We start from the raw sequence: 12384 nt of genomic DNA on the forward strand, positions 1-12384 counted from the left end.
AACGCGCCGGGCGGGACGGCGACCACCGTCGGCACCCCCTGGTGAGACCGGCCGGAAGTAGCCGCGGCCCTGACGGGATTGCGGTGCCCTTCGCGGCGTCCGGGCGCGGCCGTCCCGGAACAGCACAACGGCCCGCATCCACCGGGGATGCGGGCCGTAGAAAAAGCGGTCCTGACGGGATTTGAACCCGCGGCCTCCACCTTGACAGGGTGGCGAGCACTCCAAACTGCTCCACAGGACCTTGATCTTCGCTTCCCGCCGACGCGGCGGGCTGCGAAGCAAGACTCTACAGCAGGCCAGGGGGTGCGGTCGAACTCGATGCCGGTGACGGCCCCGCCCTAGGGGGCGGCCGCGTCCACGGCCTTCACGATGCGCTTGTCCGAGACCGGGTACGCCGTCCCGAGGGCATGCGCGAAGTAGCTCACCCGCAGCTCCTCGATCATCCAGCGGATCTCCCGGGCCGCGGCCGGGACCGGACGGCCCTGGGGGAATTGCTCCAGCAGCCAGGCGTATTCGTCCTGCATCTCCTTCACCTTCGCCATCCGGCTGCGGTCCCGCTCGGCGTGGGTGGGCATCTGCTGCAGCCGGCGGTCGGCGGCCACCAGATAGCGCATCAGGTCCGGCAGCCGCTTGGCGCCGTGCGCGGTGACGAAACCCGGCTTGATCAGGGCCGCCAGCTGCTCCCTGACGTCCGCCAGCGACGGCAGCAGCGAGGGGGACGTCGTCGCCTTCAGCCGGCGCTCGCACGCCTGCCAGGCGGCCAGCACCTCCTGGACCTGCTGGATGGTCTTCAGCGTCGCGTCCACCAGGTCGGCACGCACCCCGTCGAACAGCTTCCGGAAGGACTCCTCGTCCCACGCCGGGCCGCCCCGGGCCGCGATCAGCCGGTCGGCGGCGGCCGTCACACAGTCCTCGAAGAGTGCCCCGATGGAGCCGTGCGGATTGCGGGACAGCGCGAGCTTCTGCTGGTTGCTCAGCTTGTCCTGGGCGAACTTGGCGGGGTTGGTGGGGATGTTGAGCAGGATGAGGCGGCGGGTGCCGGCCCACATCGCCTGCAGCTGCTCCGCCTCCGTGTCGAAGAGCCGTACGGCGACGCTGCCGCCCTCGTCCACCAGCGCCGGGTACGCCTTCAGCGGCTGGCCCGCGCGCCGGGTCTCGAAGGTGCGCGGCAGCGCGCCGATCGTCCAGGACGTCAGGCCGGTGCGCTGCTCCAGGCCGGCCAGCTCCGGGCCGCCGCCCTTGGTGCCCCGGCCGCCCTTGCCGGGCCGCTCGGCGGCCTGCTCGAACGCCTTGGAGATGGCGGCCCGGGTCTTCGGCCTGAGCTGGAGGCGCAGCGCTTCGAGGTCCTTGGCCTCGGCGAGCTTGTGGCGTCGCTCGTCGACGACCCGGAACGTGATCTTGAGGTGGTCGGGGACCTTGCCGGTGTCAAAGTCGGCGGCCTCGACCGGAACGCCCACCATGCCCTGCAGTCCCGCCGCCAAAGCGGACGTCAGGGGGCCCTGCAGCGGCACCGTCGAGTCCAGGAAGCGGGCCGCGAAGTTCGGCGCGGGGACGTAGTTGCGGCGGACCGGTTTGGGCAGCGAGCGGATCAGCTCCGTCACCAGCTGCTCGCGCAGGCCCGGGATCTGCCAGTCGAAACCCTCGGACGAGACCTGGTTGAGGACCTGGAGGGGGATGTGGACGGTCACGCCGTCCGCGTCCGCGCCGGGCTCGAACTGATAGGTGACCTTGAACTTCAGCTTTCCCTGGCGCCAGGAATCCGGATAATCGTCCTTGGTGACGGCCTCGGCGGATTCGTTGATGAGCATGGACTGCTCGAAGTTCAGCAGCTCCGGCGCTTCGTGGCGCTTTTTCTTCCACCACGCGTCGAAATGCGCCCCCGAGACGATGTCCTCCGGAATGCGCTGGTCGTAGAAGTCGAAGAGCGTCTCGTCGTCCACCAGAATGTCGCGGCGCCGGGCGCGGTGCTCCAACTCCTCCACTTCACCGAGGAGTTTGCGATTGTCATGGAAGAACTGGTGGTGGGTGCGCCAGTCGCCCTCGACCAGCGCGTTGCGGATGAACAGGTCGCGCGAGGTCTCCGGATCGATCCGGCCGTAGTTCACCTTGCGCTGGGCGACCAGCGGCACGCCGTAGAGCGTCACCCGCTCGTACGCCATCACCGCGGCCATCTTCTGTTCCCAGTGCGGCTCGCTGTACGTCCGCTTCACCAGGTGCTGCGCCAGCGGCTCGACCCATTCCGGCTCGATCCTGGCGTTCACCCGGGCCCACAGGCGGGAGGTCTCCACCAGCTCCGCGGACATCACCCAGCGCGGCGGCTTCTTGAAGAGGGCGGAGCCGGGGAAGACCGCGAACTTGGCGCCGCGGGCGCCCAGATATTCGTTCTTGGCGGCCCCGTCTCTCCCGCCCTCGCCCTCGGCGTTCTTGAGCCCGATATGCGAAAGCAAACCGGAAAGCAGGGAGGTATGAATACGGTCGGGCGCTGCGTCCTCCTCGGAGAGGTGGACGCCCATGGTCTTCACGACCGTACGCAGCTGGGAATAGATGTCCTGCCACTCGCGTATCCGGAGATAGTTCAGGAACTCGGCCCGGCACATCCGGCGGAACGCCGACGACGACAGCGCCTTCTGCTGCTCGCGGACATAGCGCCACAGATTGAGGAAGGCCAGGAAATCGCTGGTCTCGTCCTTGAAGCGGGCGTGCTGCTGATCGGCCTGCTGCTGTTTGTCCGAGGGGCGCTCGCGCGGGTCCTGGATGGACAGCGCCGCCGCGATGACCATGACCTCGCGGACGCAGCCGTTGCGGTCGGCCTCCAGCACCATCCGGGCCAGCCGCGGGTCGACCGGCAGCTGGGAGAGCTTGCGGCCGACCGGGGTGAGCCGCTGCCTCTTCGGCCCCTGGGCGGTCTTCTGCCCGGTCTCCAGCGCGCCGAGCTCACGCAGCAGATCGATGCCGTCCTTGATGTTGCGGCGGTCCGGCGGATCGATGAACGGGAACTTCTCGATGTCGCCGAGGCCGGCCGCGGTCATCTGCAGGATGACGGAGGCGAGATTCGTACGCAGGATCTCCGCGTCGGTGAACTCCGGGCGGGCGAGGAAGTCGTCCTCGGAATACAGGCGGATGCAGATGCCGTCGCTGGTACGGCCGCAGCGGCCCTTGCGCTGATTGGCGCTGGCCTGCGAGACCGGCTCGATCGGCAGCCGCTGCACCTTGGTGCGGAAGCTGTAGCGGGAGATCCGGGCCATGCCCGGGTCGATGACGTACCGGATGCCCGGTACGGTCAGCGAGGTCTCCGCCACGTTGGTGGCGAGCACGATCCGGCGTCCGGTATGTCGCTGGAACACCCGGTGCTGCTCGGCGTGCGACAGCCGGGCGTACAGGGGGAGGACCTCGGTGGCGGGCAGCTGCTTCTTGTTGAGCGCGTCGGCGGTGTCACGGATCTCGCGCTCACCGGAGAGGAACACCAGGATGTCGCCGGGGCCTTCGGCCCGCAGCTCGTCCACCGCGTCACAGATCGCGGTGATCTGGTCCCGGTCGCCCTCCAGATTGTTCGCAGCCTGGCCGCCCTCCTCCAACAGCGGGCGGTAGCGCACCTCGACCGGATACGTACGCCCGGAGACCTCGACGATCGGGGCGTCCCCGAAGTGCCGCGAGAACCGCTCGGGGTCGATCGTCGCGGAGGTGATGACGACCTTCAGATCCGGGCGCCGGGGCAGCAGCTGCGCCAGATAGCCCAGGATGAAGTCGATGTTGAGGCTGCGTTCATGGGCCTCGTCGATGATGATCGTGTCGTACTGGCGCAGCTCGCGGTCCGTCTGGATCTCGGCGAGCAGAATGCCGTCCGTCATCAGCTTGACGAGGGTGTCGCCGCCGACCTGGTCGGTGAAGCGGACCTTCCAGCCGACCGCCTCGCCCAGCGGGGTCCGCAGCTCCTCGGCCACCCGCTCGGCGACCGTACGAGCCGCGATCCGGCGCGGCTGGGTGTGCCCGATCAGACCGCGCACGCCCCGGCCCAGCTCCAGGCAGATCTTGGGGATCTGGGTGGTCTTGCCGGAGCCGGTCTCGCCCGCGACGATCACGACTTGGTGGTCCCGGATCGCCGCGAGGATCTCGTCCTTCTTCTGGCTGACCGGGAGTTCTTCCGGATATGTGACCGCGGGCACGGCGGCGCGCCGCTGGGCGACCCGCAGCTCCGCCTCGTCGATGCCTTCGGAGATCTCGGCGAGCACGGCCGCGCGGGCCTCGGGCTTACGGATCCGGCGCGCGCCGTCGAGCCGGCGCCCCAGCCGCTGCTGGTCGCGCAGCGTCAGCTCGGGCAGGCGATCGAGCAGAGCGGGCAGCGCGGAAGCGGCGCCGTCGGGCAGGGCGGGGGCAGGCTGACTGGACATACGCCCCCCAGGGTCTCACCTGACGCAAATTACTGGCGAACGAATTCCCGACGGCGGGCGGCACCTCGGGGGCGAGCGCACCGCGCGCGGCTGGAGACCCTGCCCGGGAATGTCCGGCATCGGTGTCTTAGCGTGTTCACATGGATGATCAACACGGTGAATCTGTTCCGCATGGCGCACATGACCGGCAGTCGACCGCTACGGAGAAGTGGGCGGCTTTCAAGAGGTCGCCGTTCTTCCCCGCGACCGTGCTGGTGTTCATCCTCGCCGCGGCCGCCGGCCTGTTCGCCGGCTCGTACACCTACGCCATGGCGGATCCGACCCCGCGGCACCTCCCGACCGCCGTGGTCGGCCCCGAGGACAGCCCGCAGCGGCAGGCGTTCATCCAGGGAATGGAGAAGGAGCTGAACGTCGCGCTCCGGCCGACCGAGTACGCCACCTACGGCGCGGCCCGCGAGGCCGTCGAGGACCAGCGGGAGTTCGCCATCCTGCGGGCCCGCGGCCAGGGGGTGGAGCTGGAGGTGGCCGGTGCCTCGGGCGCGTCGGTGGCCGAGCTGCTGGCCGACGCGGGCGAGCAGGCCGCGAAGACGACCGGCGTGGACGTCCGGATCCGGGACATCAAGCCGCTGCAGGACGGCGATCCGCGCGGCCTCGCGCTCTTCTACGTCTCACTGGCCTCGGTGATCGTCGGCTTCGTCGGCGCGATCCAGCTGAACGTGAACGCCGGCTCCCTCAACCCGGCGGAGCGGATCGCGTTCACCGTGCTCTACGCGCTGCTGGGCGGCTTCGCCATCGCGGCGGTGGTGGACTGGTGGCTGGGCGCGCTGCGCCTGCCGTTCATCGAGTCCTGGGGAATCCTCTCGCTGACGATGTTCTCGTCCGGCATGGTCTTCTCCATGTTCAACGTCCTGATGGGGCGCTGGGCGATGATCCCCACCTGGGGGCTGATGGTGCTGCTGGGCAACCCCTCCTCGGGCGGTGCGGTCTCCTGGCCGCTGCTGCCGTCCGTTCTCGGCCACATCGGCCGCTGGCTGCCGCCGGGCGCCGCGGTCAACGCCCAGCACACCGCGGTCTACTTCGGCGGCCACCAGCACGCCTTCCCGTTCCTGGTGCTGGCCGGCTGGGCGGCGCTGTCCTGCACGGTCTTCTGGGTCTGGCGGCACCGCCATCCGGGTGGGCGCGAGACGGCCCGGGCGCACGCGGCGGAGGCCGGCTGAGCCGGGTGTCGCCGGCGCCCGTGATTCCGGCGCCCGTCATCCGGCGCGGTGCGACCATGGCCGCATGATCAATGGATTACGGCGTTTGGGTGGGGGCGTGGTCATGGCCGCGGGGATCGGCCTGGGGGTGTGGCTGGTCTTCGGGCCGGCGCACGACTGGGAGGGCAATATGCGGCTGGTGAAGCTGGTCTTGGGGCTGGCCGCTACCGGAGCGATCACCGGCGGAGCCCGGCTGATCTTCTGGGACCCGAAGGGCGAGGCGAGCCCGGCGGCCGTCGACCGGGCATGACGCTCCGGGGCTGAGGCGTGCCCGGCAGCGGCCCCCGGAGCCGGGACCGGACACGAATCCGGACACGTAGAAGGCCCCGATCCACCGGATCGGGGCCTTCTACCAAGAGGTGTGGCTGGGGCCGGGGTCGAACCGGCGACCTATCGCTTTTCAGGCGATCGCTCGTACCAACTGAGCTACCCAGCCAGAGCGGTCCTGACGGGATTTGAACCCGCGGCCTCCACCTTGACAGGGTGGCGAGCACTCCAAACTGCTCCACAGGACCTTGCATTGTGCGAGAGTGGCCGGAACCAGTCTCGCACACGGTGATGCGTGCCCCCAACGGGATTCGAACCCGTGCTACCGCCTTGAAAGGGCGGCGTCCTGGGCCACTAGACGATGAGGGCTGGTGGCCACCTTGGCGTCGTTACCGGCGCCGTCGGGGACGTGAGAAGCATATGGGATGGGAGGACCGTTCGCCAAAACGGTTTACCCAGGGCTGGGGGAGGGCGTCCCGGACCTTCCCGGAGCGGGGCCGGGCGAGCCACTCGGCGACGGGCCGGCCCCGGGCTGGTTCTCCTGGGGGAGGTGGCGGCTGACCTCGGCGCGGGACAGACCGAGGCCGTCGAGCGTGATCTCGTCCCATGCCTGCAGCAGCCTGGTCTTCCGGTCCAGATAGAGCACCGACGCCTGGACCTGCTCGGGCTCGGTGTTCTGCACGGCGCGCAGCCCGCCGCCGCCCGTCGATCCCTCGACCATCAGCCGGGTGCCCCGGGGGAGCGTGGCGCGTTCGCGGTGGTGGAGGTGCCCGGCCAGCGCCAGTGGGACCAGGCCGTCGGCCTCGGTCACGGCGACGGGGTTGTGAGCGATGGCGATGTCGACGGGCTTGCCGGCCAGCCGCTGGGTGCGCAGCGAGTCGGCGAGCCGGCCGCCCGCGGTGCGCTCGGCGGGGTCGCCGGCGGCCACCACGGAGCGGTCCGGGGTGAACTGCGGGTCGCCGACGCCCGCGATCCGCAGGCCGGCCACCTGGGCGACCCGCCCGTCGTCGAGGACGGTGACCCGGGGGCGGCCGGTCAGGTACTTCTGCGTGGTGCGCGAGTCGTGGTTGCCGCGCACCCATACGTACGGGGCGCCGAGGCGGGAGACCGGGGCCAGGAAGGGGTTCTCGGCGGCCGAGCCGTGGTCCATGGTGTCGCCGGTGTCGATGATCACGTTGATCCGGTACTGCTTGACGAGGGATTCGATGATCCGCCAGCTGGCCGGGTTGAGGTGGATGTCGGAGACGTGCAGGACGCGGATGGTGCTGGGGTCCGGCTGGTAGGCGGGCAGCGTCGAGGTGGCGTCGTAGAGCTTGCTGACGTTGGTGACCAGGCGCGCCAACTCCTTTTGGTAGACGTCGAATTCGCTGACGATGCTGCGGGCGTCGCCGACCACGGACGGGGCCGAGGAGAGCAGCCCGGAGAACTTCGGTTCCAGGACGGAGTCCGGGTTCCAGGTGGCGTACGCGGCGCCTCCGGAGGCGGCGAGGAGGGTGAGCGCGAGCCCGCCGGCGGCGAGGGCGCGGCGGGGCCGGCGGTAGACCGCCAGGCCCAGCGCGGTGGCGCCGGCGGCCACCGCGACGCAGGAGTGCAGGACGAGGTCGGCGGCGCTCCGGGTGACGTCGTCGGTGACCTGGGCCTGCAGGCCGGCGAACCGGGCGGGTTGATCGATCAGTGCCTGGAAGCGGCCCGGGTCCAGCCGGTCGACGTCGACATCGAGCCGTACGGGGGCATGGTGGCTGCGGAGTTCCAGGTCGCCCAGGGGGGAGACGTTGATCCTGGTGCCGCCGGTCAGGGAGGGGCGCAGCGCCATTCGGGTGTCCATCGGACCTACGGGGGCGTGGATGCCGCCGATCACCACCAGCCCGAGCCAGGCGCCGAGGACGGCGACGGCCGCCAGCACCAGGGCGCGGGCAGCCGGGTGCGGAGTCCGGCCGAGGGGAAGCGTGGGGGGCGTACGGCGGCTGCGGTAGGGGTGGCGGACGGTGTGGGGCGGGTTCCGTACGGCGGAGAGCGGGGCGCGGAACAGCCGGAGCAGACGGCTTTTCCGGTTGTCGCTGGTCGGTCTCCGGAAGCGCGGGACACGGGCCATTGTCCGGGTATGCCCAGCCGTGGCGGGTGTCAATCGGGGAGTGGGCGCCCCGGTCGGCCCGCCGGACGCGGCCGCTCGACGACCGGTTCCGGGGCGGGTGTCGGAGAATGGCTGCGTGCTGGAAATGACGCGTGAGGAGTTCGAGGAACTGGTCGCCGAGGCGCTGGACCGGATCCCGCCGGAACTGACCCGGCTCATGGACAACGTGGCGGTGTTCGTCGAGGACGAGCCCCCGGCCGACGCCCCCGACCTGCTCGGGCTCTACGAGGGCACCCCGCTGACCGATCGCGGCGAGTGGTACGCGGGCGTCCTGCCGGACCGCATCACCGTCTACCGGGGGCCGACGCTGCGGATGTGCGCGACACACGAGGACGTGGTCGCCGAGACCGAGGTGACGGTCGTTCACGAGGTGGCGCACCACTTCGGGATCGACGACGAGCGGCTGCACGCGCTCGGGTACGGCTGAACGCGGCCGGGTACGGCTGCACGCGCTCGGAGTCGGCTGACCGGACCACGTCCGACACCCCATCGACACCCCGTCGGCGCCCCGTCGACACCCCGTCGGCGGGCCGCCGTCCCACGGGCGAACCGCGGACTTCGGACATACGGGACCCGGGCCGGATCCGGGTCGCGGTGCGCGTGTCCTCCAGCGGGGGGCGGGAGTTGGGCAGGGCGTCCGCCGCTGCCGTCCCTGCGCTCCGGATCCGGAGGTCCCTCCCGTGCGCCCGAGCCCTTTCCGCCCGTCCCGTCACCCCCGCCGCTCCTCGCCGATGCCGTCGTCCCCGGCTCCGGCCGTGTCCGACGCTGCCGCGCCCGCGTCCCCGGTGCCCGCGTCCGGCGGACGCACGCTGGCCCGGGTCACCGCCGCGGCGATGGCCGTTTCGGCGCTGGTCGCGTCGCTGGCCGGGTGCGTGAGCGTGAGCGATCCGGGCGGCCGGCCCCAGCCGTCGGGCAGCGCCGCGCGGCAGGACGACGGGAAGGATGCGGAGCGGGAGCCCGACGGGGTGGCGGCGGACGGGCGCGGCGACGGGCCGCGGCGGATGGGGAACGAGGACGGGCGGGGCATGTCCGGCGGCAAGCGGCACAGGGAGCGGCCGGCGGGCGCGACGCCGACGGTTACCGCGCCGGAGACGCCCTCGCGGACGGTGGCGCCGTCCGGCCCGGTGCCCACCTCGGGATCGGGGCAGAGCGGCTCCACGGGCACGGGCGGCTCGTCCGGGAGCGGCGGGTCCGCGGAGCCGACGCCGTCGCGGCCCGACGAGCCGTCCTCGCCGCCGCCCTCGCCGGCGTCCCCCACGCCGACCCCGAAGCCGAGCCCGCCGCCGAGCGACTCCCCGTCGCCCACGTCACAGGCGTCCGGTCCGTCGCCCGAGTCGCCCTGGTACATCGAGTGGGAGGAGGACGCGTAGGGCTGCGCAGAGCGGGATCGGGCGGCCGCTCAGCCGCGATACCGGCTGGCCGCCGGGAAGGTCATTTGCCTTCCGGGGGGCAGGGTGCGTATGGTGGTAGATCGTTTGATCCCATTTGCCCGGCGCCAGAAAAGAAGCGCGCCGCGTGGCGCGTTCTCTCCCTTGCCGTGGCTGACCGCATTGAGGCGGTTCTTGTGAAACACACGGAGTTTGGGCGCGTGCCGAGACTCCGGAAGGTTTCGCATTTCGCATGTCCATTTCCATTGAGCAGTCCGTCATGCCCGCTGCCGACGAGCAGACGGCCCCCGAGGTGACCGAGTGGGTCGAGACGGCCCCCGCGGCCGAGAAGACCGAGGCCCCCGGGGTCCCCGCGGCGGAAGCCGCTGATGCCACCTTCGCCGACCTCGGACTGCCCGAGGGCGTCGTCCGCAAGCTCGCGCAGAACGGCGTCACCACCCCTTTCCCGATCCAGGCCGCGACCATCCCGGACGCCCTGGCCGGCAGGGACATCCTCGGCCGCGGCCGCACCGGCTCCGGCAAGACCCTCTCTTTCGGCCTGCCGACCCTGGCCAGGCTGGCCGGCGGCCGCACCGAGAAGAAGAAGCCGCGCGCCGTCCTCCTCACCCCCACCCGTGAGCTGGCGATGCAGGTCGCCGACGCCCTCCAGCCGTACGGCGACGTCCTCGGCCTGAAGATGAAGGTCGTCTGCGGCGGTACGTCGATGGGCAACCAGATCTACGCCCTGGAGCGCGGCGTCGACATCCTCGTCGCCACCCCGGGCCGGCTGCGCGACATCATCAACCGCGGCGCCTGCTCCCTGGAGGCCGTCGAGGTCGCCGTCCTCGACGAGGCCGACCAGATGTCCGACCTGGGCTTCCTGCCCGAGGTCACCGAGCTGCTCGACCAGGTGCCCGAGGGCGGCCAGCGGATGCTGTTCTCGGCCACGATGGAGAACGAGATCTCCACCCTGGTCAAGCGTTACCTGACCAACCCGGTCAGCCACGAGGTCGACAGCGCCCAGGGCAATGTCACGACCATGACCCACCACGTCCTCGTCGTGAAGCCGAAGGACAAGGCCCCGGTCACCGCCGCCATCGCCGCCCGCAAGGGCCGCACCATCATCTTCGTCCGCACCCAGCTGGGCGCCGACCGGATCGCCGAGCAGCTCGTCGAGGCGGGCGTGAAGGCGGACGCCCTGCACGGCGGCATGACCCAGGGCGCGCGCACCCGCGTCCTCGCCGACTTCAAGGACGGCTACGTCAACGCGCTGGTCGCCACCGACGTCGCCGCCCGCGGTATCCACGTCGACGGCATCGACCTGGTCCTGAACGTCGACCCGGCCGGTGACCACAAGGACTACCTGCACCGTTCCGGCCGTACGGCCCGCGCGGGCCAGTCCGGCACCGTCGTCTCCCTCTCCCTTCCGCACCAGCGCCGGCAGATCTTCCGCCTGATGGAGGACGCGGGCGTGGACGCCTCGCGGCACATCGTCGGCTCCGGCGCCTTCGACGACGACGTCGCCCGGATCACCGGTGCGCGGTCGCTCACCGAGGTCCAGGCCGAGTCGGCCAACAACGCCGCCAAGCAGGCGGAGCGCGAGGTGGCCGGACTCACCCGCGAGCTGGAGCGGCTGCAGCGCCGCGCCACCGAACTGCGCGAGGACGCGGACCGGCTGACCGCCCGTGCCGCGCGCGAGCGCGGCGAGGACCCGGCCGAGGCGCTCGCCGCCGCTGCCGCGACCACCGAGGCGGCCGAGACCGCCGCGGTGCCGGCGCAGGCCACCTCGGCGGACGAGGCGCCGCGCCGCTCCTCCTCGTACGAGCGGCGGGACGACCGTCGGGACGACCGGCGCGATGAGCGGGGCAACTTCGAGCGGCGGGAGCGTCGGGACGACCGGCCTGACGGGCGGCGGGACGACCGGCGCGATGAGCGGTCGGGTGGCCGTTCCTTCGACCGTCGTGATGACCGTGGTGGTTTCGGCCGGGAGCGGTCCGGTGGGCGTTCCTTCGACCGTCGTGATGACCGTGGCGGCTTCGGCCGGGACCGCGGTGACCGCCCGAACCGTCCGTTCAACCGCGATGACCGTCGTGACGACCGGCGTGACGACCGTTCCGGTGGCCGGTCGTTCGACCGTGACCGGCGGGACGACCGGCGCGATGAGCGGTCGGGTGGCCGTTCCTTCGACCGGCGCGGTGACCGTGGCGGCTTCGGCCGGGAGCGGTCCGGTGGGCGTTCCTTCGACCGTCGTGATGACCGTGGCGGCTTCGGCCGGGACCGCGGCGACCGCCCGAACCGTCCGTTCAACCGCGATGACCGCTCCGGCCGCCCGTCCTCCGGTGGCTACCGCTCCGCTGGCGACCGCCCGTACGGCCGCCGCGACCACCGCGACTCCGGCACCGCGACCGGCTCCTTCGGCCGTCGCGACGACAAGCCGCGCTGGAAGCGCAACGGCTGAGGGGGCGGAAGCCGCCCGGTCGGCCGGCAGCTGGACTGTCGGCTGACTGTTGGTCGGTGTACCGGCTGACCGATGGCCGGTCTGTCGACCGACCCACGGGCGGCCTGTCGGCGACTGACGGGCGACTGACGGGTGGTCTGTCGACTGGCTTCACCGCAGGGCCCGTACGTCACGCAAGTGCCGTACGGGCCCTGTGCGTTGTGTGCGGGGCGGGGGAGTGGCGCGTACGGAGACGCCCTGGCTGCGGCCCGGCTGCGGTGCCGACCGCCGGGCTTGCTCGCGCCGTCCGCAGAGCTTGTCGTGGGCCCCTCCGGGACGCCCACGGGCCCTGGGATGCGGCCGATGTGCCCATGGAGGGGTAATGGCTTCGGGCTTCGGCACGTGGTCGGGCTATGCTGCTCGGTGCGGGCCATTAGCTCAATTGGCAGAGCAGTGGACTTTTAATCCATTGGTTCAGGGTTCGAGCCCCTGATGGCCCACCGGTCCAGCCCTCTCGCGGGGCGCTGACCTGCAAGAA

Annotated in this window: 7 protein-coding genes and 5 tRNA genes; 5 read left to right on the top strand and 7 right to left on the bottom strand. The window is 71.4% G+C overall.

Annotation, left to right across the window (positions count from 1 at the left end):
- Positions 1-166: 166 nt before the first annotated feature.
- Together K9S39_RS24030 and hrpA are read right to left on the bottom strand one after the other, a co-directional pair.
- Positions 167-241 (bottom strand) — tRNA-Asp (locus tag K9S39_RS24030).
- A 97-nt stretch (positions 242-338) separates the two neighbouring features.
- Positions 339-4388, bottom strand: a complete 4050-nt coding sequence (gene hrpA, locus K9S39_RS24035; protein WP_248865410.1) for an ATP-dependent RNA helicase HrpA — start codon at positions 4386-4388, stop codon at positions 339-341.
- A gap of 140 nt (positions 4389-4528) precedes the next feature.
- Here hrpA and K9S39_RS24040 point away from each other — a divergent pair, with 140 nt between their 5' ends.
- Together K9S39_RS24040 and K9S39_RS24045 are read left to right on the top strand one after the other, a co-directional pair.
- Positions 4529-5605 carry an ABC-2 transporter permease gene (locus tag K9S39_RS24040; RefSeq protein ID WP_248865411.1) on the top strand — a complete coding sequence of 359 codons (1077 nt, stop codon included), beginning with the start codon at positions 4529-4531 and terminating at the stop codon, positions 5603-5605.
- A gap of 64 nt (positions 5606-5669) precedes the next feature.
- The gene (locus K9S39_RS24045; RefSeq protein ID WP_248865412.1) at positions 5670-5894 is read left to right on the top strand and encodes a hypothetical protein; all 225 of its coding nucleotides are present in this window, start codon (positions 5670-5672) and stop codon (positions 5892-5894) included.
- Between the two features lie 112 nt (positions 5895-6006).
- Here the strand turns inward: K9S39_RS24045 and K9S39_RS24050 are convergent.
- The 4 genes from K9S39_RS24050 to K9S39_RS24065 form a co-directional block, all read right to left on the bottom strand.
- Positions 6007-6080 (bottom strand) — tRNA-Phe (locus K9S39_RS24050).
- Between the two features lie 4 nt (positions 6081-6084).
- Positions 6085-6159, bottom strand: a tRNA-Asp gene (locus K9S39_RS24055).
- 48 nt (positions 6160-6207) lie between these two features.
- Positions 6208-6280: transfer RNA gene (locus K9S39_RS24060), tRNA-Glu, on the bottom strand.
- A gap of 82 nt (positions 6281-6362) precedes the next feature.
- Entirely contained in the window at positions 6363-8003 is a 1641-nt protein-coding gene (locus K9S39_RS24065; RefSeq protein ID WP_248865413.1) for a metallophosphoesterase family protein, read from the bottom strand.
- A 115-nt stretch (positions 8004-8118) separates the two neighbouring features.
- Between K9S39_RS24065 and K9S39_RS24070 the strand changes: the two genes are divergently transcribed.
- Positions 8119-8469 carry a metallopeptidase family protein gene (locus K9S39_RS24070; RefSeq protein WP_248865414.1) on the top strand — a complete coding sequence of 117 codons (351 nt, stop codon included), beginning with the start codon at positions 8119-8121 and terminating at the stop codon, positions 8467-8469.
- Positions 8470-8751: 282 nt separating this feature from the next.
- Here the strand turns inward: K9S39_RS24070 and K9S39_RS24075 are convergent, their stop codons facing one another.
- A complete protein-coding gene (locus tag K9S39_RS24075) occupies positions 8752-9390 on the bottom strand; it encodes a hypothetical protein (protein WP_248865415.1) in 639 nt (212 codons plus the stop codon).
- A 272-nt stretch (positions 9391-9662) separates the two neighbouring features.
- Between K9S39_RS24075 and K9S39_RS24080 the strand changes: the two genes are divergently transcribed.
- Together K9S39_RS24080 and K9S39_RS24085 are read left to right on the top strand one after the other, a co-directional pair.
- The gene (locus tag K9S39_RS24080; RefSeq protein ID WP_248865416.1) at positions 9663-11867 is read left to right on the top strand and encodes a DEAD/DEAH box helicase; all 2205 of its coding nucleotides are present in this window, start codon (positions 9663-9665) and stop codon (positions 11865-11867) included.
- Between the two features lie 406 nt (positions 11868-12273).
- Positions 12274-12346, top strand: a tRNA-Lys gene (locus K9S39_RS24085).
- The last annotated feature ends 38 nt before the right edge of the window (positions 12347-12384 follow it).

The sequence above is a fragment of the Streptomyces halobius genome, from assembly GCF_023277745.1.
GTDB lineage: Bacteria > Actinomycetota > Actinomycetes > Streptomycetales > Streptomycetaceae > Streptomyces > Streptomyces halobius.